Consider the following 21,438-nt stretch of genomic DNA (forward strand, 5'->3'; position numbering starts at 1 on the left):
CCGTCAGGTCACGATGGCATAAAGGTCCGGGCGAAGTGGCCGCTCTCCCCTTATGTGGGGCTCATCCCCGCACCCTGGCGAGGAGTTGGCCGTGCTCGGGGTAGGGGCGCTCCGCCGGCAGCAGGTGCCGGGCGGCTTCCAGTTCCCCGTTCCGCACGTGGGCGTGGACCTCGTGCGCGAGCGCGGTGACGTCGGTGACGTCGACCGTCCACTCGTCGGCGTAGCGGCGCGCGGCGTCGCCCGCGAGGCCGAGTTGCAGCGAACGGTGCGGCAACGGCCGCAGGTGCAGGTCGCGTTCGGGGTCCCACTGGACCCGGGCCGGGGCCCGCTTGAGCTCGCGCTTCCAGGCGTCGTGGTCGGGGTGGAGCGCGGGGTCGTAGTGGGCCAGGCAGGCGTGCTCCAGGGCCCATTCGAAGCCGTCGCGGGTGATCTCGACCGCGAGCACGGTCTCCTGGCCCTCCTTGGTGCCCCACCCGCAGCGGTACATCATCCACAGGAAGGACGGCTTGATCCACGTCATACGGTCCCGCTTCCAGGCCGCGGGGAATCGCCCGTGCCGGACGGCCGGTCCGCCGATCTCCGGCGCGTACGCCTGGTAGACGGTCACCGTCGAGGCCGTGTGCACGGCGCGGATCTGCTGTCGGGGTATGTCCACGCTGCCCAGCCTCGGCGTTCGGAATCGCGGGCGCCACCCTTTTACGTACGGGTACGGGTACGGGTACGGAGCAACGGACGAGGTCCGCACGAGTCGCGTACGGCGTCCGCGCGAGGTCGGGACGAAACGTCAACTCCCGCGCGCCCGCAGGCGGCGCAGCATGCGGGGGTCGTCGAAGCCGACCGCGCGGGCGGCGGCCTCGACCGTGGCGCCGTGGCCGATGAGGTGCTCGGCGCGTTCGAGGCGGAGGGCCTGCTGGTAGCGCAGCGGGGTGAGCCCGCCGGTGGCGCGGGTGAACAGTCGGGTGAGGGTGCGCTCGCTCACCCCCACGGCCCCGGCCAGGACCGGCAGCGGCAACGGCTCGGCGAACCTCGCGTCGAGCACGTCCTGGGCGCGGTGCACGGCGTCGTCGAGGTGGGAGCGGTATCTGAACATGGCGCTGGCCTGCGGTTCGTGGCCGTTGCGCCGCGTGTGCAGCACCATGTCCCGCGCCACTCGGGCGGCGACGGCGGGCCCGTGCCGGCCGGCGACCAGGTGCAGGGCCAGGTCGATGCCGCTGGCGATGCCGGCCGAGGTGACCACCCGGTCGTCGGCGGTGTAGAGGACGTCGCGGACCACCACGGCCGCGGGGTGCCGGCGGGCCAGCTCGTCCTGCACCTCGTGGTGGGTGGTGCAGCGGCGCCCGTCGAGCAGCCCGGCCCGGCCGAGCGCCTCCGCGCCCACGCACACGCCGGCCACCGTCCCACCCCCGGCGTGGTGGTCCCGCAGCGCGCGCAGGGCGGCCGCGCCGATGGCGGGGCCGCCCACCCCGACGCCGGTACGAGGCCCCGCCGCCGGGACGGACACCCGCCAGCCGGGCACCACGATCAGGTCCTCCGGGCCGAGGCGGGGCCACTCGGTGCCGGCCACCACCGGCAGCCCCTGAGCGGTCGGGACCACCGGCCGCTCGGCGACGTAGACGAGCGTGCTGGGGTGCCCGAAGTCCGCGGCCGTGGAGAAGACCTGCGCGGGTCCGGCCAGGTCGAGCAGATGGACCCCGGGCACCAGGAAGAAGACGACGCGGCTCACGATCCGGCCATCATGCCGAACGCCCGCCCACCGCCGCACCCGCGGGTGTGCCCGCCGCCGCGCCCGAGGACGGAGCCGCACCCGCGGGTGCGCCTGCCGCCGGAGCCGAGCGCTCGGCCCCCGTGCCCGAGCGTTCGGCCGCTTCCTCCAACTGCTCGACGGTCGCGATGGTGGCGAAGCGTCCGGCGAGCGCGTACTCGGTGCGCCTGATGACCTCCTCGGCGCTCAACGTCCGCGGGTCCGCCAGCAGTTCGGCGACGCTCTGCCCCGCGGGCGCGTCGCGGTGCGGGATGGGGTTGGTGGCGGTGGCGTCGACGACGAAGGTGACCTGGTAGCCGAGGTCGCTCGCGACCCGGGTGGTGGTCTCCACGCACTGCTCGGTGCGGATGCCGCAGACGGTCAGCTCGCGCACGCCGTGCTGGGTGAGGAGCTGTTGCAGGTTGGTGGTGGTGAAGGCGTTGTGCGAGGTCTTGTGGAGCAGCGGTTCGGCGTCCAGGCGCCGCAGCTCCCCCATCAGCCGGACGTGTCCCAGCGCCGGGTCGAACGTGTCGCCGCTGCCGGGCTCGGTGTGCAGCACCCACACCACCAGGTCCCCGGCCCGCCGGGCGAGCCGGACCAGCCGGTCCACCCGCTCGGCGATCCTCGGGTCGGAGATGGACTGCCACAGCGGGCGGGCGCGGAAGGACTCCTGGACGTCGATGACGATCAGTGCTCGGGTCATGCCCCGAGCCTGACGGCCGCGCCGCGGACGGCGACAGGCCCCATCGGGTCCGGATGCGGACGGATCAGGTCACCGGGTCCGGGCGGGTCCGGACCTCGGCGGCTCCCGGTGCAGGGCCCCAGGGCGGGCTGCGGCGCGGGGGCGGTGCCGTGCGGGCTGCGGTGCGGGTGCGGGTGCGGTGCCGTGCGGTGCCGTGCGGGTGCGCTACGGCCCGCTTCGGTGCGCTACGGCCGGAGGAACCCGTCGATCCGCTCGCGCAGCCCGGCCGCGTCCAGCCCGTGCGCGGCGATGTGGTCCCGCGGGGACCCGTAGCGGCGCAACTCCTCGCGCCGCGTGCCCAGCGACAGCACCCGGTGCGGCACGTCCGCCAGCGCCCGGCCGGCGAAGTCCGCCGAGGTGCCCGCGAGGTACGGCTCGACCAGCACCAGGTCGGGCGCCGACGCACGCGCCACCGCCTCGCGCACCGTGGCCGCGTCGAACGGCCGTACCGTCGAGGCGTACAGCACGGTCACGTCGCGGCCGCTGGTCGCCTCCAGCACCGCGTCCAGCATCGGCCCGACCGCCAGCACCACGCCGGCGCGGCCCTCGCGCACCACCTGGAACCGTCCCGGGGAGACCGGCTGCGGCGCGAGGTTCGCCTGGTCGCTGAGCCGGACGTACACGAGGTTGTCCCCGTCGGCCGCGGCGTGCCGCAGCAGCGCCTCGGCCTCGTCCGGATGCCCGGGCACGTGCACCGTCCACCCGTCGAGGGTGTCCAGCAGCGCGACGTCGCCCGGGCTCTGGTGGGTGCGTCCGCCGGCCGCGATGTCGTACGAGGCGCCCGCGCTCACCAGCACCGCGCCGACGCCCTGGTGGTTGAGGTCCAGTTTCACCTGCTCGAAGGGGCGCTCCACCAGGAAGCTCGCGAAGGTGTGCACGAGGGGGCGCAGGCCGGTCAGCGCCATGCCGCCGGCCACGCTGACCAGGAGCTGCTCCCGGATGCCGACGTCGATCACGCGGTCCGGGTGCGCCTTGGCGGCGTCCTTGAAGCGGTCGCCGGAGATCACGGCGAGCACGACCGCGAGGCGCGGGTCCTCGTCGAGAAGGCGGCCGGCGACCGTGCCGAAACGGTCACGCATGGTGTCCATGGGGTGCTCCGAGAAGTGGGGTGGGGTGGGGAAGGGGGTTGCGGCTGTCCGGCCGGCGGACCGGGTGGCGGACCGTTTTTACGGGCGGCGGACCGTACGGGCGGCGGACCGTTTTTACGGGCGGCGGGCTCAGTCCTTGGGCTCCACCCGGGCGACCACCGCGTGCGGGCGGCCCGGGTGCGGCGCGGTGAACGCCTCGTACAGCGCGTCGTGGTCCCGCCCGTCCACGGTCAGCGCGGACCAGCCCTCCATGGTGAAGCGGGCGGCGAGCCCGCCCGGCCAGCCGTAGGTCGCGGACTGGTTGTCCACGGCGACCACGTGCAGTTGCTCCAGGCCCATCGCCCCGGCGAACTGCAGCGCCTCGTGGTTGCTGCCCTCGTCCATCTCCGCGTCGCCGACCAGCGCCCACACCGCCGGATCGGTCAGCCCCTGCGCCCGCAGGCCCAGCGCGCTGCCCACCGCCAGCGGCAGCCCGTGCCCGAGCGAGCCCGAGCCGATCTCCACGCCCGGCACCAGGGTCCGGTCCGGGTGGTGGCCGAGCGGCGAGTCGTATCCCCCGAAGCCGGTCAGCCACGCGCGCGGCACGAAGCCCTTCGCGGCGAGCACCGCGTAGTACGCCATCGGGCCGTGGCCCTTCGACAGCAGGAAACGGTCCCGCTCGGGGTCGTCGGCGCTCTCCGGGGTGACCCGCAGCACCCGGTCGTACAGCACCCACAGCGCATCGAGGGTGGAGGTGGCCGCGGGGCCGTGCTTCTCGTCGCCGCTCATCAGCGACATCAGCGGTTGGAGGTCCTGGTAGCCGTACGGCCGCCCGTCCGGGTGGCCGGCGACCGCCTGTGCGGCGGCTCTCGTCGTCGTCATACCCCGACTGTGCAACTTCAAGTCCGCTTGAAGTCAAGCGCTACCCTGGACGCCGTGAGCCTCTCCACCCGCGACCGCCTGACCATCGGCGAACTGGCCGCCCGCAGCGGCAACGCCACCTCCGCGCTGCGCTACTACGAGGAGATCGGCCTCATCCAGGCCGAGCGCACCTCCGGCGGCCAGCGCCGCTACCGCCGCGCCACCCTGCGCCGGCTGGCCTTCGTCCGCGCCGCCCAGCGGATCGGGCTGAGCCTGGAGGAGGTCCGCGACGCTCTCGCGCACCTGCCCGTCGACCACGTGCCCACCTCCGCCGACTGGAGCCGGGTGGCCCGCACCTGGCAGCGCCGGATCGACGCGCAGATCGCCGAGCTCCAGCGGCTCAAGGAGCAGCTCACCGGTTGCGTCGGCTGCGGCTGCCTGTCCCTGACCCGCTGCGGGCTGTACAACCCGGACGACACGGCAGCGCACCAGGGGCCCGGCGCCCGCTATCTGCTGGGCGACAGTCCCCCGGCGCGCTGAACCCCCGCTCGCCCCGGCCCCCTCCCCCGGGGCGCGTCCTCGTATCCGCTCCCCCGGTTTCCCCGGTTCCCCCGGGCTACATCCCCTCGACCTTGTACGGGTCGTGCTCGGCGAGCAGCTTGTCCAACCGGGCCTGGTCCACCCGGCTGGTCACCTGCCCCTCCTGCTGACGGTCCCGGACCACCTTCGACAGGGTGAACGTCGCCGTCACCACATAGAGCAGCCCCACCGCCAGGAACGCCCTCACCCACGCGTCCACCGGCAGGTACGCCACCCCCACCACCATCGCCCCCAGCGCCAGCCCGAACGAGATCGCGGCCTGCGCGGCATACGCGGCAGTCGTCTGCTGCTGCGGAATCACCTTGGTCATGCCTCCACCCTCCCCGCCCGTGACCCGCCCCACATGAGTACGCCTACTCAACCCTCCCCCTGCCCCGTCCCCACGGTGCGAGCGACCACCTCCCCAAGTGCGGTATTGTTTCCCTGCGCGATCAACCCGGGGCCCGCCCCGGAAGATCAAGCACCGGGACGTGGCGCAGCTTGGTAGCGCACCTGACTGGGGGTCAGGGGGTCGCAGGTTCAAATCCTGTCGTCCCGACCAGCGATTTCGCAGGTCGGAGGCCGTTTCCGCAGAAATGCGGGAGCGGCCTTCTTCGGTTCTCTGCCTGCGGTTGTCGCACGTTGTCGCGCCGGCCGTGATGCGCTCGGTGGGCCCACCCGGGCTTGACCTGCGCGTTCGCGTTTTCTGTCGACGACGGGGTTTCTGGTATCCCAGGTGCTGTCGCGTAGGGGCGACAACACCCGCGCACGGTGGGGCGCTGACGTGCCGTCACCCCTTGAGGACCCTCGGGCGGCGAGTCGCCGCGTGCCGGGGGCTTGAGGGCGCTGGGCTCGTTCGTGGTCGGCTTGGTCGAGGGCGGCGGCCAGCGCGGTGGTGGCGTCGTGGGCGGCGTATGTCATGAGGTGTCCGTAGAGGTTGACGGTGGTGGCCAGCGTGGGGTGGCGCAGGTCGTGCAGGCCGATGCGGGGCAGACCGATTTCATCGCTTCGGTGGCGGATTGGGTCCAGCACTCGCTGCGGTCGCAGTGGCGCTCCGTCGAAGCCGGCGAAGACCAGCCCGCCCAGCGGGGTTCCTGCGGGCTGGAGGCTCTGGTGTACGGCGGTTTGTGCGATCGCGCCCACCAGGCCGGTGTAGGCGTCAGAGATCACGAGCTGGACTCCGCCCAGGCCGCGGGCGGTCAGGGAGCGCAGGAACGCCGGCCGGCGGCGCCGTCCTCGGCGGTGGTCACGTCCAGACCGAGGATCTCGCAGTGCCCGTCGGCATTGACCCCGACCCCGACCAGCGCGCGGACGCCTGTGACCCGGCCGCCTTCCCGGACCTTCTGCGTCAGGGCGTCCACCCGGACGAACGCGTACGGCCCCGTGTCCAGCGGACGGCTACGAAGGCCGCGACCTGTTCGTCCAGGTGCTTGGCCATCGGGCTGACCTGTGATTTCGACAGTTACTGAAATTGAACTCGTGGAGTCGTAGGGGCTGACGTTCGGTGCCCGTCTGCGGTATCCCGGGAGGATGCGGTATCGGTTGGGGGGCTGACCGCCGGACGACAGTGCAAGCGCGAGGAGTTACGACTTGCGGCGGCTGAGCGGTTCGCCTGGGGTGAAGGCTGTACGTCCATCGCCGGAGACCTGCGAGTCAGTGCCGGTCGATGCAGCGATTGCGTCACACGTGGGCCGAGGGCGGTCCACGCTCATTGCGGTCGCAGGGCCCGGCGTCGCTGCCGAGGCTGAGCGAGAGGCAGTTCGCCCAGCTGGAGACGGAGCTGGCGAAGGGGCCGGCCGCGCACGGCTGGGAGGACCAGCGCTGGACCCTGCCCCGGGTCAAGACCGTGATCGGGCGACGCTTCCACCTGACCTACACCATCCAGGGCGTACGGAAACTGCTGGTCCGCGACGGCTGGTCCTGTCAGGTCCCGGCCCGACGCGCCATGGAAAGGGACCACAACGCCGTGGCCGGGTGGTTCAAGGAGGTCTGGCCACGCGCGGAAGGCTAGCGGCGACTGGTCACCGCGTGGCCGCACCCCGGTGGTGCGGGTCCGCGGCCGGTCCCGTAGCCGCGTATCGATCGCCGCACTGACCTGCCACAAACCCGGCCACCGCTCCCGGCTGATCTACCGGCCGGGCAGGGACGACGGCCAACGCGACGGACGCAAGAGCTTCTCCTGGCTCGACTACCGCGACCTCCTGACCGCCACCCACCAGCAGCTCGGCGGCCCGATCGTCCACATCTGGGAGCACCTCAACGTCCACAAAGCCGCCGGCCTGCGCGAATTCGCCGAAGCGCGTGACTGGCTGACCATCTACAACCCGCCGCTCTACGCACCCGACCTCAACCTTGTCGAAGGCATCACAGGCCCTCGACAACCTCGCCGAGGCCACCCCCGGGCCGGGCGACGGCGGCGATCCGCCGGTTTGTGCAGCACCCGTCCGCTGACGTTGCCGTCAACTACTGCCGCCAAACGCCTTGGGGCCTTGCCGGTTCAGATCCGACAAGGCTCCAAGTCATATTTTATTCACCTCGGCCAATATGCCTTAGCAAGCGCCACCATTGATCATCCTCCGATGCGCCAGTGACGTGGCGACATCTCCCCCCGAGAGCGGAATCAAGGATAAAGTCGCCAACGCTCTCAGCCCAGCATTCAAAAACGTCGCTCTGCCACCAGATGACTCCCCTATCCGGAAACCCCCACACGGATCCATCTGCCCTGTCGACGAAGACGGGATCGTCGTTCACCTTGCCCAGGCAGAACCAGTTGTCGCGCTCGAGGTGAACCGGGGCCCCTTCTGTTTCATCGGCATAGAACTGCATCTTCGCCACAGTATTGGCATCGAGAATGACCACCCGACCGAAGATGCCACCATTCACAATCCCGAGCAGTTCGAGGTACTCGCTCGGCCCCTCCATACCGACAGGCACACTCCCACCCGCCGGCACGGAATTCATGATCGACCACTCTGGATCCTGCTGCACAGCTTCGCGTGCCATAGACAGGAGCCGTGGAACTTCAGGTGAGATCATGGCGGGCCTTCAATAGAGATGCTGATGGGCATGTAGTCAGGGAGACCGCGAATCTGTCCCCAGATTTGCCTACCAATATCTTGATTCCTAAAGGCATCCAGAAGATGCAGGTTGCTTGCATCATCCGGACCGCTCAACTGCAACTCCGAGACATGATCTGGATTCATCTGCGTGAAGATGCGAGTTCTTAGGCTCGCAGCAAAATCGGGGTTAAGGGCTGTCCCGTAATGATCAAGAAGCCCTCGTTCGCTGAAACACGAGCTGTGCGAGGCGACCGTGCGCCGCACCGAGTTGGCATGAGGTTCATTCGCTGAGCCCGGGAAGACCGCTGTACCCGCCGACCGGGGCGCGTCATAGGGTTCGGGGGCGATGAGACGCGGTCGGCGGAGAGGGAACAGTAGATGGCCGGACTGTACGAGATCTGGCAGCGGGCGGAGGTGTCGCGCCGGCTTGACGTGTTGTCGGGCTTCGTCGCGATGTGCGTGGCAGGGGACGACGACGCGCGGCGCCGTCTCGCCCAGCTGGTTGCTGACGCGGACACGGCCCTCTCCACCTCGCCGCCGGATTTGGCGGTCGCCTCGGAGCACCTGGACGAACTCGCCTGGTGGGCTGACACGGAGTGGGCCGATCACCCCTATCGTCCCGTTGAAGCCCGGCCGGACGAGGCCGACCGGCAGACGCGTGACTACGCCAAGGATCTCCGGCACGCTGCACTCCCCGTCGGTGTTCGGGACGAGATGGGCCGCATCGAACTCAGTCTCGAAGTGCGGTTCCTGGCCTTGTGTCGCCAACCGGGGTTGGACTGCCGGACCCGACAGGACATCTTCTACGTCGCCGGACGTGCCGCGATGGCCCTCGACCTCGGGCACCTGGAAGCGGCCGAGCGTGAGATCCGGCGCATGGAACACGTGGGTTCCGTGGAGCACCGGGAGAACCGCTGCGTCTGAGCCACGACTCTCCGAGGTCCACAGGTGTGGAACGATCTGGCGTGATCACGGCGTCGGAACCACATTGGATAGCCCCGTTCAGCGGGCTGCAACCGCACAACTTTCGGAGACTGATCGCTGTGTTGCGCCGAGAAGGCGCGGTGCTGACTCGCCGCGGGCGCCCCTGGTCACTGCCGTTGGAAGACCGGGTACTGCTGGTCACCGCGTACTGGCGAACCAACCTGACACTGCGCCAGCTTGCCCCGCTGTTTGGCATCTCCAAGTCAGCTGCCAACCGCATCATCGACCACGTCGGACCGTTGCTGGCGCTCAAGCAGCGGCAACGCTTTCGCGCCGGCACCGTTCTCATCGTCGACGGCACGCTCGTGCCCACGCGCGACCACAGCACCGCTGAGCAGTCCAAGAACTACAGGTACTCCACCAACCACCAAGTGGTCATCGACGCAGACACACGGATGGTTGTCGTGGTCGGACGGCCGGTGCCTGGGAACCGCCACGACTGCAAGGCGTGGGAACTGTCCGGCGCGAGGGCCGCTGCCGGCTATGCCACCGTGATCGCGGACGGCGGTTACCGGGGCACTGGCCTGGTCATCCCGCACCGCCGCGAACCAGGCCAGGCCGAACTCCCAGCTTGGAAAGAGGAACACAACGCTTCCCACCGCAAGGTCCGAGCCCGCGTCGAGCACGTCTTCGCCCGCATGAAGAGCTGGAAGATCCTTCGCGATTGCCGCCTGAAAGGCGATGGTGTCCACCACGCCATGCTCGGCATCGCACGCCTACACAACCTGGCCCTCACCGGATAGATGCAGGCCGCGGAGTGGTACGTCATGCGACGACTCAAAGATCATTTACGGGACAAGCCTTAGTTCGACAACAACAAAGCGAAATTGGATCACGATTGATCGATTTCTGGGAAATCCGTCTGAATTCTCACCAGAAGAGCAGAGAGCGTAGAGCGCAACTCCGCTTCCGAAATGGCGACATTATCGAACTGCCCATACTTGTCGCAAATCTCGAAGCCACCACCTTCGGACTTCTTGACGTATGCGGTGGTGGTATTGACGGTACCGGAGTTGGGGAAAGAGGGTGCCAGCCCGTCAAGCGCTTCGAGAAATTGACAGACAGCATAAGCCCGTTTGCCGAAAGAAATCGCCAACGTCTCGATGGCCACGAGCAAGTTGGCGTCCGCCTGCGGGGTGCGGGTGGGCTGCCAGACTCCACCCGCATAGGCGAAATCCCACGTCACCTGATTCTCAGCCATGGCTCATCCTCCCGTCGGAAAGAAGGTGGAAGGCGAGTACAGGCCATCAGCACCTTTTTCCAGGTACCCTATCATCTCGACGCCCCCGTACGGACCGGCTACACGAGTGCCCGCGTTGCTGTACTCCCCATTTGCGAAGAGATATTCACCAGCGGCCTGGATTTCCTTAGGGCCCCAGCCTTCAGGGAAGAAGGTATGGCCAATGAGCCTTTTTCATCCTGCCCTGCCAGTGCGGCAGTTGGCGTGACAGACGAGTGAAGCCCCTGCTAAACGGGGTCACGACCAAGATCTCCCGTGTCACCAGAGGCTTCACGTGCTTGTTTACCCGTCCAACCTGGACCTGTCCAGCTCGCATCTTCGCTTCCTCAGCGCCCGCCTGCGCGAACGTCGCCGTGCGATCGGCAGCCGGTGGCGTCGGCTCAGCGCCGGCCGACAGGCGCTGCTCGCCGTCGCCCACCTCCGCAACGGACATCCCTACGCCCAACTCGCAGCCGGTTTCGGCATCGGCACGACGACCGCGTACCGGTACATCACCGAAGCCGTCGATGCCCTGGGCGCCCTGGCACCCACGCTCGAACAAGCCGTCCACGAAGCATCGGGGAAAGCGTTCGTCCTGCTCGACGGCACTGTCCTGCCCATCGACCGGATCGCCGCCGACCGGCCGTTCTACTCTGGCAAACACAAGAAGCACGGCATGAACGTGCAGGTCCTCACCGATCCGTCCGGCCGACTGCTGTGGGCCTCGCCGGCCCTGCCCGGAGCCGTCCACGACATCCGAGCAGCCCGAGAACACGGCATCATCGACGCCCTCGACCGGGCTCATGTCACCTGCTGGGCCGACAAGGGCTACCGCGGCGCCGGCGGCACGGTCCGCATCCCGTACTGGGGACGATGGGACACCCTCTCACCAGGGCAGAGGGCGGTGAACCGCTCCCACGCGAAGATCCGCGCACTCGTCGAGCAGGCCATGGCGACCCTCAAGAACTGGCGGCTCCTGCGCAAAATCCGGTGCTCCACCACCCGGATCACCGCACTCGTCCAAGCCGTCCTCACCCTGCATCTGGCCAGCTCAGACCGATGATGGAAAAGGCTCAATGCTCGACTTGGGCGTCATATCCCAATTCTCCGGGTCATAGGAACCAACAGTCCCGCGGACCGAAACAGATCCGTCTGCGTTCGTGACCATCTCGCCATTGATGAAACGGCTCTCGGGGTAGCCTTCAGGATCGTTTCCAGGGTACATATGCCAGCCCCCGAACTCTCCGTCCTCGTTGATGTCTCCATTAAGGACGTGGTTCATCGTTGATTCGGAAATTGTATTGCAGTTGTGAACCAAGATCGGCGTCGATCCGACCATCACATAGTACGTGTGGGAGCGAGCCTTCTCCGACCTGCATTTGTCCCGTTCGGGGGCGGTTTACAGGTCCGTTGAGGTCCGTGGATGTGTGCTGGTGTCTGCCTTTGTTGCCGTCAGCGTTGCCGTCACCCGCGACGGTCATGCGCGGACGGCGGCCACACCGGGCGACAGGCAGTCCAGCGTGCCGGGCCGGCCGTTCGGCGGAACACCAACCGGAGCGGGGCGGGTTCCCTCCTCGGTCGGGCGGCTCCCGCCTACCAGGGTTCTCCAGGGGCCGCCAAGGCTCACCCCGTGACGCGTGCGCTCCGGCCTTGGCGGCCCCTGGAGGTTCCTGGTACCCCACCGGGGCCCGACCGAGGAGGAACCCAACCCCGCGCCCCACCACCCCTCAACCACCCACAACCCGCGGACGAACACCGGGCCCCTTCACCCTCCGAGAGAGGGCCGGGGTGTGGGGTGGAGCCCCGCATCGTTCTCACCTCCACCGTCTGGAGCCTGCTGTCGCTGTGCGGCGCCGGCCGGGCTGCGCGCCGGAGCGGGACGAAGGCAGGAGCGGCGGCGCGCGGTCCGGACGAGCGCCGCGCGGCGCGCTCGCGCGGCGCCTTGAACCCGTAAAGAAGGTTGTTACTCAGTGGTGGGACGGTGAAGCCCCGGCCGTCGCGTCTGGTGGCGGTGGCCGGGGCCTGGGGTTGGAAGCAGGGTTCAGGTGGTGTGGTGGGTGGTCCAGTCTTCGCGGGCTGCGATGAGGGCGGGGCGTACGTGGTGTTCGAGGTGGTCTGCTTGGGCGCGGAGTTTGGCGGCGACGTCGACGAGTTGGTCAGGGTCGAGGTTGTGGAGCCAGCAGTCGTCGACGAGTTGGAGGCTGACGACCGGTACGCGGGGTTCGGGGTCCTCGGCGTAGGGGTTGCATTCCATGCTTCCGCTGAAGACGACGGTGGTGCAGGGGCTGTCGCCGGTGGTGATCGTCAGATGCTGTCCGGAGATGGGGGCGAAGTGGTTGATGTCGGCCAGGGTGACGCCCAGGTGTTCCACTGGCACGTTGGTTGCGGTGGGGTCGCTGTGGGACCAGGGCGGTAGGTAGCCGCTGATGGTGTGGCCGGTGGTGGTGGCGATGGTCCAGGTGCGGTCGGATCGACCGTGATCGCGGGTGGTCGTGGCGCCTAATGCGTCACGGGGTGTCGTGTCGGCTTCCGGTGGGGTGGTTCGTGTGGTCATCACGGTTCGTTCCTTCCGTGGAGGTCTCGGAGTGAGGGCTATCCGGTTCGAACGGGCTGAGGTTCATCGGAGTGCGTGTGCGGGCTTCGATGACTGCGGCGATGCGTCGCCAGGTCGTGAAGACCTCCTTCACGCGGTGCTCGGGGGCGTGGCTGATGTCCGTCAGGAAGCGGTGGACGACGGCCGGGCGGGTGAGGGTTTTCTGAATGCGCGCGATGGTCCACGGATCGTGGGTGGTGGGATGCGCTTCCTCGTGGTGGTGGGTCATCGGCCGCCGCCGGTGTGGTGGAGGTGGGCTGTCACGGTGTGGCCGTGTCGGTCGCCGTGGGTCTCGACGCGCTGGGCGAGTGCGTTGACCATGCTGAGTCCGCGGCCGTGGGTGTCCTCGACGGTGGGGCGCTCGACTCGGGGGGCGGTCTTGGTTCCGCCGGAGTCGGTGACCGAGATGGATACGAGCTGGGCGGACACGGCGAGTGTGATGTGGAAGGTGCCGGCCGGGTCGCCGCTGATGGTGTGGAGGAGTGCGTTCGCGCCCAGTTCGGTGACGATCAGGGCGGCGTCATCGGCGCACGGCGATTCCCGCAGGATGTCGCGGGTCCAGCGGCGGGCGCGGCCCACTTCTTCCGGTGAACCTGGGCAAGTGAGTCCCCAGACCCGAACTCTACTCGTATACTCGTCCATACAAGTTCCTTTATGCTGGTGGGCCGCCATGGGTAGCTGGTTCGAGCTAGATGAGTTTCACGCCGTCGTGCGCGCGTACGGCTGGCGGGGATGCGGCGTCGAGGGCGTCCAGGACACGGATCGCGTATGCCTCGTCCGCGAGTTCGGTGACTTCTTCACGCGCGGCCCAGCGAAGGGCGCGGGTCTCGTCCCCCGTCGTGGGCTGACCGTCGATCGCCTCACACCGGAACACCAGGGAGACGATCAAGCCTGTCATGTTCTTGTAGACACCCGTCAGGACGGCGGGGACGGCGATCTTGATGCCGGTCTCCTCCAGGACCTCGCGCTGGAGAGCGTCGGGGATGGTCTCCCCTGCCTCCAGGACTCCGCCCGGCGGTTCCCAGTGGCCGTTGTCCCGGCGCTTGATCAGCAAGGCCCGCCCGGCGTCATCGACGATGACCCCGGCGACGCTCACGGAGTGCGGGCGCTCGACTGGCACGGGCCTGATCCTCTCGGGTGGCTAGGCTCTCCACCGTAGCAACAACAGTCAGCCGCTCGTCTAGATATCCAAAGGAGTACGCATGCCCGCTATCCCCTCCGGCGTCCTCGGGGCGTTGGATCCCACCAGCGACCGCGCGGTGTTCCGGCAGATCGCCGACCAACTGCGCGAAGCCATCGACAAGGGACGCTTCTCCGAGGGCGACAAGCTCCCGTCCGAAACGGAGTTGGTCGACCACTACGGCGTCTCGCGGATGACCGTCCGCAACTCCCTGTCTGTCCTCCAGGGCGAAGGGCTCGTCTTCTCCGAGCACGGCAAGGGCGTCTTCGTGCGGCCCCGGCCCCCGGTGCGGCGGCTGGCCTCGGATCGCTTCGCCCGCCGGCACCGCGAGCAGGGCAAGTCCGCGTTCACCGTGGAGGCCGACGCGGCAGGTAGCCATCCCACCGTGGACAACCTGGAGATCAAGGAAGAACGGCCGACCCAGGACGTCGCCGCTCGCCTCGGCGGCCCCCGCCGCGTGCTGGCCCGGCACCGCCGCTACCTCCTCGACGGCCGACCCGTGGAAACCGCCAGCTCCTACCTTCCGCTGGACATCGCCCGCGGCACCCAGATCGCCGAGCCGAGCCCCGGCCCCGGCGGCATCTACGCCCGCTTGGAAGAACTCGGCCACCGCCTCGACCACTTCGAAGAAGAGATCCGGGCCCGGATGCCCGCACCGCATGAGGTCCGGTCCCTGCGTCTGGCCGCCGGCGTTCCCGTCATCCACCTGATCCGCACTGCCTTCGACACCAAGGGGCGCGCGGTCGAGGTCTGCGACACCGTGATGGCGGCCGATGCGTACGTGTTGTCCTACCAACTCCCGGCCACGTGACCAGGGCAGATGGCGTGACGGGTATTCAACTCCCGCTACTCGTACGCCCCCAGAGGCAAACTCGTATAGACGAGTAGGCGGGATGTGTGGCACAGTGGTTCTCGTGCCCGGGCCTCCGGGTGCAACGAATGGAACTTGTCTAGACGACTAGCTGTCACACTGTGAGGAGACTCGACTGTGCGTTCCAGTCGCGTAGAGACCTCGGCGGCCACCATCCTGCTGACCGAGGCTCCGGAAACGAAGATCAAGGACCGGAAGACCGGCGAGATCGCCACCGACGCGAACACCGGCGAGACCCTGATGACCCTCGGCGTCGTCTACATCGAGGAAGGGGAGTCCTCGCTGATCAAGGTCACCGTTCCGCAGAGCGGGGTGAGCGAGGGGCTGGCACTGGGCGGCCCGGTCGCGCTGCCCGGCCTGGTGGCCCGGCCGTGGGAGAGCACCTTCAACGGCCAGCAGCGGCACGGGATCGCCTACCGCGCCGCCGCCGTGACCCCGTCGGCCTTCCTCGCCCATGTGGGGGCCTGACCACGATGCCGGACCTAGGGACGTTGATGGAGGTGGGCGGCACCCTCGCCGTTGTCGGTGGCGGTGGCGCCTACCTCCGGGCCGAACAACCGGCCGCCTATTGGTCCATGGTCGGCCTGCCACTGTCGACCGCCCGCCTGCTCGGCTCCTACACGTCCGTGATGGACGCCTGCGGGCTGACTGTGCCGCCCTCCCGGCTTCGGGCCCTGGCAGTACGGGCCACCACCCGGCGCGAGATACGGCCGGTTCCCCCTCGGCGGGGCATCATCCGCCCGACGTCGACCGGTCTCCGGCTCCGGATACGGCTCGCTCCCGGCCAGGAACCCGCCGACGTCGCGGCCTCGGCCGAACGGCTCCGGCATGCCTGGGGAGTCCACGCCGTCTACGTCTCGGTGGTCAAGCCGGGCGTGGTCGAACTCCGGCTCGTCGGCTTCGACGTCCTGCGGAAAGTCCGCATGCCGCGTCGTACGCCCTGCGGCCTGCTCAAGGTGCCGGTGGCGCTGCGGGAGGACGCGACGGCTTTCGTGCGGGACTACCGCGCGATACCCCACCAACTCACCCTCGGCGCCACGCTGGCGGGCAAGTCCATGTACCTGCGCCACCTGGTCGCCGGGCTCGCACCCCAACCCGTTGCCCTGGTCGGCATCGACTGAACTGGCGCCGTTCGCCGCCCGGTTGTCGGCGCTCGCCACCGATCCGGACCAAGCGGCCGAGCTGCTGCCTGTGCTCGTACGGCTGATGGAGGAGCGCTACGACCTGATCAAGGCCCGCCAGGGCATCGCCTCCTCGACACCCCACGAGGACATCACCTCCGATATCTGGGGCCTGCCCGCGTCCGAACGACCCGTGCCCATCGTCCTGTTCGTGGACGAGGTAGCCGAACTGTTCCTCGTCGCCACGAGAAAGGAGGAAGAACGGCGTGACGAGATGGTCACCCACCTCATCCGCCTCGCCCAACTCGGCCGCGCCGCCGGCATCTACCTGGAGGTCTGCGGCCAGCGGTTCGGCGCAGAACTCGGCAAGGGAGCGACCATGCTCCGGGCCCAGTTGACCGGCCGCGTCTGCCACCGGGTCAACGACGAAGCCTCCGCCAAAATGGCCCTCGCCGACATCGCACCCGAAGCCGTCAGCGCAGCTTGCGCCATCGCACCCGAACGGCCTGGTCTCGCCGTCGCCGGGGACACCTCCGGCGGCTGGTCCCGCATCCGCACCCCGTATCTGTCGCTCGGCGACGCGGCGGCCATCTGTGATGCCTCCGCGGACCGGGTACCCGATCTGCCCGCGCTGGAGCCCTTCCGGCCCGCCGTGCCTCCACGGTCCGCCGATCTGCCCGCGCCGCTGGTCAAGTCCCGCCCCGTCACTGGCTGACCCTCAACCGCCATCCGTACATGCGCCACGTCCCTACCCCGTCATGCCCTGAACCGAAAGGCAGGCACATGATCCGCCCCTCGCCCCGTGAGCTGTCCGCCTTCCTCTCCGACCTCGCCGCGTTCCGTACGGACGGCAACGGCGACTACGCCGAACTGATGGCCCGCAAGGCCGATCTCCTCGAACGCATCGCCTCCGACACGCCCGGCGACGCAGAAGCGGCGGACGTCGCTGCTCTCGCCCGCACCCGTGCCAACGACTTCAAAGCCACTGACTAACACCTCCGGCAGAAAGGACCAGAACGCCATGCGCGCTCGCCTGGCCCGTGTCGATGCGGTGTTGGTCCAAGCCGTCATCGCCGCCGCGCTGTCCTTCGCCCACCTGCACGACATCGCCAACGTGGCCGGACAACACGGCTGGAAGGCATGGGCCTACCCCGTCTCCGTCGACCTGCTCCTCGTCGCGGCCTGGCGGCGGCTGAGGTCCGGCACCGGAAAGCCCGCGGCCTGGTGCTGGTTCGTCATCTCGCTGACCGCATCCCTCGGGGCCAACGTCGCCACCGCCGGACTGCTCTCCGTGCACCCGGTCCCGGCCTGGCTACGCGTCCTCGTCGCGGGCTGGCCGGCGGTGGCCTTCCTCGGCGGAACGCTTCTCGCCCACGACCGGGCCCCTGATCCGCCGCTGCCCGACCTTGGCCCGATCACCACAGAACCGACTCCGGAACCTGCCCCGGCACCCGCCCTACCGGCTCCCGCCGTCCCGGCCGCGCTCGTCGCACACGCCCGCAAGGTCGCCGCCGACCACCACACCCGCACCGGCGCGGCCATCGACACCCCAACCCTGCGCGCCCGCCTCGGCGTCCCCGCACCCCTCGCCGAAGCCATCGCCTCCCAGCTCTGAAAGGAGCACGCCCCGTGTCCGCCAACCGCCGCTTCCGCAACCTGATCCGCATCGGGCCCGTCCAGGTCGGCACCGCCTACGACCACCGCGGCCGCGAGAAGCACACCGCCGCCTGCACCGCCCCGCGCTGCGGCTTCTCCGCCGACTACGACTCCCGCGCCGCCGCCGAACTGGCCGCCCGCACCCACCGCTGCGCCGTCCGCTGAAAGGAACCGCCCACCCGTGACCGTCAGCCTGCCCCTGGTCGTCGCCCTCGGCCTCATCACCTGGGCCGCGATCAAGTTCCTCGGCATCCGCATCTGGGTCGCCGTCGTGATCGCCCTGTTCGGCTTCTACCTCGCACACACCGTCTTCGCCCCCGCCATCGACCACAGCACCCGTACCGAGTGGGTGTCGTCAACGGCACACGCACCTAGACGAGTAGTTAAGAGAGGTCCCGTCGTGCTCCTGACCCCCAAATACCCGCAGACCCCTGTCTCTTCGACTCAGTACGTCAACGCGCCGACCGCACCGGTCCAGCTCACTCACGCGCCGGTCTGCTCGTGCCAGCAACCCCGAACCGCCACCCCGGCCCGACGCATCGCCCCCACCCTCGGCGTGGTCACCGGAGCTGTAGCCGCTGTCGTCGCGGTCGGCGTGGTCCTGACCGCGCTCCTGGTGGCCGTCACCGTCGCGGCCGTCTCGGTCGCCGTCGTCGCCGTCGTCGCGCGCTCGCTCCTCGCGCCCCAGCGTCACCGCTGACTGCTCCACCGAACTGCCGGGGCGGCACCGATACCGCCAAGCATCCGCCGCCCCGGCAGCCCTCTCCACGAACCGAAGCCCGCGAAGGAGACCCATCACCGGCAACACCCCGCCCCCGCTGCCCGAACTGGGAACCCTGGCCGCCCTCGGCACCATGCCCGCCCTACTCCGCCAACTCTCCGGCCTCGGCGGCTGCACCCACCCGATCCGCCTCGACGGCCACCGCACCGAATACGCATTCAACCCGACCACCGGAGAGATCGGCGCCGCCCTGCACCGCATCACCTCCAACCAACTGGCCGCCGGCCACCTCCTCGTCCGCTGCAACAACCGCCGCACGACCCGCTGCGCCGCCTGCGCCGAGACCTACCGACGCGACACCTTCCACCTGATCACCGCCGGACTACGCGGCGGCAAGGGCACCCCGGAAGACGTCGCCCGCCACCCCCGCGTCTTCGCCACCTTCACTGCCCCCGGCTTCGGCCCCGTCCACAACCGCCCCGACTCCGGCCGCTGCCGCTGCAGCGCCACCCACCCCGCCGACGCACCCGAACTCGGCACTCCCCTCCACCCCGACACCTACGACTACCAAGCCGCCGTCCTGTGGAACGCGCACGCCGGAGCCCTCTGGCGCCGCTTCTCCATCTATCTGCGCCGCGAGATCGCCAAGCGCGCCGGACTCAGCCAACGCGCCTTCCGGCAGCACGCCCGCGTCTCCTTTGCCAAGGTCGCTGAGTACCAGCGACGCGGCGCCGTCCACTTCCACGCCGTCATCCGCCTCGACGGACGCGAAGGCGGCGACACCCCGCCACCCGCGTGGGCCACCGCCGACCTGCTCACCGACGCCATCCGCGCCGCCGCCTCGACCGCCCGCGTCACCGGGCCCACGGTCGACGGCCGCACCCACACCTTCACCTTCGGCCGCCAACTCGACGTCCGCACCATCCGCAGCAACGACTTCCAGGGCCCCGACCTCACGGACCGCGCCGTGGCCGCATACATCGCCAAGTACGCCACCAAGGGCGCGGAAACCGCCACCGGCACCCTCGACCGCCCGATCCGCTTCCTCGCCGAACTCGCCCACCTCCGCCTCACCGACCACGCCGAACGCATGATCCGCACCGCATGGACCCTCGGAGCCCGCAAGGACCTCGAACACTTCCGGCTCCGCTCCTGGGCCCACATGCTCGGCTTCCGAGGCCACTTCTCCACCAAAACCCGCCGCTACTCCACCACCCTCGGCGCCCTCCGCGACGCCCGCGCCGCATACCGCCGCGCCCAAACCGCCCAGCACCAGCGTCCCGAGACGACGTACGTCCTCGCGCACTGGGTCTTCGCCGGCGCCGGCCTCACCCCCGCCGAACGCTGGCTCGCCACCACCCTCGAACCCGCCCCCGGAACGGAAGGAGAACCCACCCATGCCTGACGACGAACTGCTGACCGTGCCCGACGTCATGGCACGACTCAGGGTCGGCCGCTCCAACGTCTACGACCTGATCCGGTCCCGACGCCTGCCATCGATCACCCTCGGCCGCCTACGCCGCATCCCCGCTCACGCCGTCCGCGAGTACGTCACCAGCGAGCTGGAGGCAGCCTGATGCCGACCTCACGCAAGAAAAACCGCTCCAACGGAGACGGCACCATCTACCAGCGAAAAGACGGCCGCTGGGAAGCCGCCGGATACGTCATCGCCCCCGGCAACACCCGCAAGCGCATCCGTGTCTACGGCACCACCCGCAAAGAGGCACTGGCCAAGCTCACTGAGAAGATCGCCACCAGCAACCGCGGCGTCCCCCTCATCACCGCACAGGGCAGCCTCGCGGCGTACCTGACGTACTGGCTGGAGAACGTCGCCATCTACCAGCTCCGCGAGACCACCCACACCCGCTACACCGCCGTCGTCCACCAGTACCTCATACCGGGCCTCGGCCGGAAGAAGCTCGCCAAGCTCACCGCCAAGGACGTACGGACCTGGCTCAACCAACTCCGCACCGTCTGCCAGTGCTGCGCACGCGGCATCGACGCCGGACGCGACCCCAAGGCCCAGGCCAACCGACGCCCGCGCTGCTGCTCCCTCGGCCAGTGCTGCCCAAGCGGCTCTCCCCGCTGACACTCGCCTACATCCACTCCGTACTCAAATCCGCCCTGGAACACGCAGCGCGCGAGGAGGAGATCCCCCGCAACGTCGCCCGCAACGTCCGCACCGGCACACCCCGCCCCCGCCGCTTCAACCCGCTCACCGCCGACGAAGCCCGGAAGTTCCTCACCGCAGCCAGCGGCAACCGGCTCGCCGCGCTGTATGAACTCGCGCTACGCACCGGCCTGCGCAAGGGCGAACTCCTCGGCCTGCGCTGGGAAGACCTCGACCTCGACGCCGGCACCGCGACCATCTGCCGCACCCTCCAACGCACCCGCACCGGCGGCCTCACCACCCTGCCCACCAAGACCATCAGCTCCGAACGGCGCATCGCCCTGCCGACCTTCTGCGTCACCCCACTCTGCCAACACCGCCAACGGCAGAGCGAGGAGAAGAAGCAGGCAGGCTCGGGCTGGCGAGACAGCGGCCACGTCTTCACCCGACCCGACGGGCACCCGATCGAACCCGCCACCCTCACCCGCCACTTCAACGCCCTCCTCCGCGACACCCACCTCCGGCCGATCCGGTTCCACGACCTCCGCCACTCGACCGCGACGCTCCTCCTGGAACAGGGCGTCGAACTCGTCGTCATCAAGGAACTCCTCGGACACGCGCACATCGGCGTCACCGCCACCGTCTACGCCCATGTCCGGCTCCGCCTCCAACGCGACGCCATCGACCTCCTCGGCCGCGCGCTGCGCAACCCCGACCAGCCCACCACCCGACCCGATGACGGCGATGAACCGCCCGTTTGTGCAGCACCCGTCCACTGACGTTGCCGTCAACTACTGCCGTCAGACGCGCCAGAGGCCCCGCCGGAACGAAATCCGCCGGGGCCTCTGTCATTGACACCTGGAGGACCCGAGGGGAGATTCAACCCCTATATCGAACCTTCATAGATACGTCAGACTGACACTGGAATCAGCCG

At 69.3% G+C, this 21,438-nt stretch carries 25 protein-coding genes, 1 tRNA gene and 6 pseudogenes; 18 read left to right on the plus strand and 14 right to left on the minus strand.

Going from position 1 to position 21,438, the window contains the following annotated elements; genetic code table 11:
* Positions 1-61 precede the first annotated feature (61 nt).
* The 5 genes and pseudogenes from AB0399_RS09870 to AB0399_RS09890 form a co-directional block, all read right to left on the minus strand.
* On the minus strand, positions 62-655 hold the full coding sequence (locus AB0399_RS09870; protein ID WP_366410915.1) for a DUF4291 domain-containing protein: 594 nt from the start codon (positions 653-655) through the stop codon (positions 62-64).
* A 129-nt stretch (positions 656-784) separates the two neighbouring features.
* Positions 785-1,723 (minus strand): DJ-1/PfpI family protein, encoded by a 939-nt coding sequence (locus tag AB0399_RS09875; protein WP_366410916.1) that lies wholly within the window; start codon positions 1,721-1,723, stop codon positions 785-787.
* A 133-nt stretch (positions 1,724-1,856) separates the two neighbouring features.
* Positions 1,857-2,444 (minus strand): annotated as a pseudogene (locus tag AB0399_RS09880) (isochorismatase family protein); the annotation flags it as partial.
* Positions 2,445-2,668: 224 nt separating this feature from the next.
* Entirely contained in the window at positions 2,669-3,571 is a 903-nt protein-coding gene (locus AB0399_RS09885) for a transketolase (protein ID WP_329362986.1), read from the minus strand.
* A 129-nt stretch (positions 3,572-3,700) separates the two neighbouring features.
* Positions 3,701-4,348 (minus strand): transketolase, encoded by a 648-nt coding sequence (locus AB0399_RS09890; protein WP_366410945.1) that lies wholly within the window; start codon positions 4,346-4,348, stop codon positions 3,701-3,703.
* Positions 4,349-4,486: 138 nt separating this feature from the next.
* Between AB0399_RS09890 and soxR the strand changes: the two genes are divergently transcribed.
* Positions 4,487-4,951 (plus strand): redox-sensitive transcriptional activator SoxR, encoded by a 465-nt coding sequence (gene soxR, locus AB0399_RS09895; protein ID WP_329362989.1) that lies wholly within the window; start codon positions 4,487-4,489, stop codon positions 4,949-4,951.
* A 76-nt stretch (positions 4,952-5,027) separates the two neighbouring features.
* Here the strand turns inward: soxR and AB0399_RS09900 are convergent, their stop codons facing one another.
* Positions 5,028-5,321, minus strand: coding sequence for a YiaA/YiaB family inner membrane protein (locus tag AB0399_RS09900; RefSeq protein WP_328471618.1), 294 nt, complete (start codon positions 5,319-5,321; stop codon positions 5,028-5,030).
* 154 nt (positions 5,322-5,475) lie between these two features.
* Here AB0399_RS09900 and AB0399_RS09905 point away from each other — a divergent pair.
* Positions 5,476-5,552, plus strand: a tRNA-Pro gene (locus AB0399_RS09905).
* Between the two features lie 566 nt (positions 5,553-6,118).
* On the opposite strand, the pseudogene AB0399_RS09910 reads toward AB0399_RS09905, so the two are convergent.
* Positions 6,119-6,452, minus strand: a pseudogene (locus tag AB0399_RS09910) (transposase); the annotation flags it as partial.
* A gap of 249 nt (positions 6,453-6,701) precedes the next feature.
* Here AB0399_RS09910 and AB0399_RS09915 point away from each other — a divergent pair.
* Both AB0399_RS09915 and AB0399_RS09920 read left to right on the plus strand, forming a co-directional pair.
* On the plus strand, positions 6,702-7,001 hold the full coding sequence (locus AB0399_RS09915) for a winged helix-turn-helix domain-containing protein (protein ID WP_366410917.1): 300 nt from the start codon (positions 6,702-6,704) through the stop codon (positions 6,999-7,001).
* 7 nt (positions 7,002-7,008) lie between these two features.
* A pseudogene (locus AB0399_RS09920) lies at positions 7,009-7,581 on the plus strand (transposase); the annotation flags it as partial.
* Here AB0399_RS09920 and AB0399_RS09925 read toward each other — a convergent pair.
* Positions 7,517-8,026 carry a hypothetical protein gene (locus AB0399_RS09925; protein WP_366410918.1) on the minus strand — a complete coding sequence of 170 codons (510 nt, stop codon included), beginning with the start codon at positions 8,024-8,026 and terminating at the stop codon, positions 7,517-7,519. The pseudogene AB0399_RS09920 and the gene AB0399_RS09925 overlap by 65 nt on opposite strands.
* 401 nt (positions 8,027-8,427) lie before the next feature.
* Between AB0399_RS09925 and AB0399_RS09930 the strand changes: the two genes are divergently transcribed.
* A complete protein-coding gene (locus tag AB0399_RS09930) occupies positions 8,428-8,973 on the plus strand; it encodes a hypothetical protein (protein ID WP_366410919.1) in 546 nt (181 codons plus the stop codon).
* Positions 8,974-8,999: 26 nt separating this feature from the next.
* Positions 9,000-9,776 carry a transposase gene (locus AB0399_RS09935; protein WP_366410920.1) on the plus strand — a complete coding sequence of 259 codons (777 nt, stop codon included), beginning with the start codon at positions 9,000-9,002 and terminating at the stop codon, positions 9,774-9,776.
* 89 nt (positions 9,777-9,865) lie between these two features.
* On the opposite strand, the gene AB0399_RS09940 is transcribed toward AB0399_RS09935, so the two are convergent.
* Positions 9,866-10,234 carry a hypothetical protein gene (locus AB0399_RS09940; protein ID WP_366410921.1) on the minus strand — a complete coding sequence of 123 codons (369 nt, stop codon included), beginning with the start codon at positions 10,232-10,234 and terminating at the stop codon, positions 9,866-9,868.
* Between the two features lie 313 nt (positions 10,235-10,547).
* Between AB0399_RS09940 and AB0399_RS09945 the strand changes: the two genes are divergently transcribed.
* Positions 10,548-11,315, plus strand: coding sequence for an IS5 family transposase (locus AB0399_RS09945; RefSeq protein ID WP_366410922.1), 768 nt, complete (start codon positions 10,548-10,550; stop codon positions 11,313-11,315).
* Here AB0399_RS09945 and AB0399_RS09950 read toward each other — a convergent pair.
* The 5 genes from AB0399_RS09950 to AB0399_RS09970 form a co-directional block, all read right to left on the minus strand.
* The gene (locus tag AB0399_RS09950; RefSeq protein WP_366410923.1) at positions 11,304-11,534 is read right to left on the minus strand and encodes a hypothetical protein; all 231 of its coding nucleotides are present in this window, start codon (positions 11,532-11,534) and stop codon (positions 11,304-11,306) included. The two genes, AB0399_RS09945 and AB0399_RS09950, sit on opposite strands and share 12 nt — an antisense overlap.
* A 759-nt stretch (positions 11,535-12,293) precedes the next feature.
* A complete protein-coding gene (locus AB0399_RS09955; RefSeq protein ID WP_366410924.1) occupies positions 12,294-12,806 on the minus strand; it encodes a hypothetical protein in 513 nt (170 codons plus the stop codon).
* Entirely contained in the window at positions 12,760-13,074 is a 315-nt protein-coding gene (locus AB0399_RS09960; protein WP_366410925.1) for a hypothetical protein, read from the minus strand. The genes AB0399_RS09955 and AB0399_RS09960 overlap by 47 nt, the downstream gene beginning before the upstream one ends.
* The gene (locus AB0399_RS09965) at positions 13,071-13,487 is read right to left on the minus strand and encodes an ATP-binding protein (protein ID WP_366410926.1); all 417 of its coding nucleotides are present in this window, start codon (positions 13,485-13,487) and stop codon (positions 13,071-13,073) included. The genes AB0399_RS09960 and AB0399_RS09965 overlap by 4 nt, the downstream gene beginning before the upstream one ends.
* A gap of 46 nt (positions 13,488-13,533) precedes the next feature.
* Positions 13,534-13,941, minus strand: a complete 408-nt coding sequence (locus AB0399_RS09970) for an NUDIX domain-containing protein (protein ID WP_366410946.1) — start codon at positions 13,939-13,941, stop codon at positions 13,534-13,536.
* Positions 13,942-14,047: 106 nt separating this feature from the next.
* On the opposite strand from AB0399_RS09970, the gene AB0399_RS09975 reads away from it, so the two are divergent.
* The 11 genes and pseudogenes from AB0399_RS09975 to AB0399_RS10025 all read left to right on the plus strand — a co-directional run bounded on the left by AB0399_RS09975 (position 14,048) and on the right by AB0399_RS10025 (position 21,283).
* A complete protein-coding gene (locus AB0399_RS09975) occupies positions 14,048-14,836 on the plus strand; it encodes a GntR family transcriptional regulator (protein WP_366410927.1) in 789 nt (262 codons plus the stop codon).
* Between the two features lie 177 nt (positions 14,837-15,013).
* On the plus strand, positions 15,014-15,364 hold the full coding sequence (locus tag AB0399_RS09980; RefSeq protein WP_366410928.1) for a hypothetical protein: 351 nt from the start codon (positions 15,014-15,016) through the stop codon (positions 15,362-15,364).
* A 5-nt stretch (positions 15,365-15,369) separates the two neighbouring features.
* Positions 15,370-16,732, plus strand: a pseudogene (locus AB0399_RS09985) (FtsK/SpoIIIE domain-containing protein).
* A 68-nt stretch (positions 16,733-16,800) separates the two neighbouring features.
* Complete coding sequence (locus AB0399_RS09990; RefSeq protein WP_366410929.1) at positions 16,801-17,010, plus strand: hypothetical protein; 210 nt, start codon at positions 16,801-16,803, stop codon at positions 17,008-17,010.
* Positions 17,011-17,038: 28 nt separating this feature from the next.
* The gene (locus AB0399_RS09995) at positions 17,039-17,632 is read left to right on the plus strand and encodes a DUF2637 domain-containing protein (RefSeq protein WP_366410930.1); all 594 of its coding nucleotides are present in this window, start codon (positions 17,039-17,041) and stop codon (positions 17,630-17,632) included.
* A gap of 14 nt (positions 17,633-17,646) precedes the next feature.
* Positions 17,647-17,838, plus strand: coding sequence for a mobile element transfer protein (locus AB0399_RS10000; protein ID WP_366410931.1), 192 nt, complete (start codon positions 17,647-17,649; stop codon positions 17,836-17,838).
* A 16-nt stretch (positions 17,839-17,854) separates the two neighbouring features.
* A pseudogene (locus AB0399_RS10005) lies at positions 17,855-18,048 on the plus strand (hypothetical protein).
* Between the two features lie 25 nt (positions 18,049-18,073).
* Positions 18,074-18,373 carry a SpdD protein gene (locus AB0399_RS10010; protein WP_366410932.1) on the plus strand — a complete coding sequence of 100 codons (300 nt, stop codon included), beginning with the start codon at positions 18,074-18,076 and terminating at the stop codon, positions 18,371-18,373.
* Between the two features lie 154 nt (positions 18,374-18,527).
* Positions 18,528-19,799 carry a replication initiator gene (locus AB0399_RS10015; protein WP_366410933.1) on the plus strand — a complete coding sequence of 424 codons (1,272 nt, stop codon included), beginning with the start codon at positions 18,528-18,530 and terminating at the stop codon, positions 19,797-19,799.
* The gene (locus tag AB0399_RS10020; protein WP_366410934.1) at positions 19,792-19,971 is read left to right on the plus strand and encodes a helix-turn-helix domain-containing protein; all 180 of its coding nucleotides are present in this window, start codon (positions 19,792-19,794) and stop codon (positions 19,969-19,971) included. Before AB0399_RS10015 ends, AB0399_RS10020 begins: the two co-directional genes overlap by 8 nt.
* Positions 19,971-21,283 (plus strand): annotated as a pseudogene (locus tag AB0399_RS10025) (tyrosine-type recombinase/integrase). Before AB0399_RS10020 ends, AB0399_RS10025 begins: the two are co-directional and overlap by 1 nt.
* The last annotated feature ends 155 nt before the right edge of the window (positions 21,284-21,438 follow it).

Source organism: Streptomyces sp. NPDC088194 (assembly GCF_040702025.1).
Classification (GTDB): Bacteria; Actinomycetota; Actinomycetes; order Streptomycetales; family Streptomycetaceae; genus Actinacidiphila.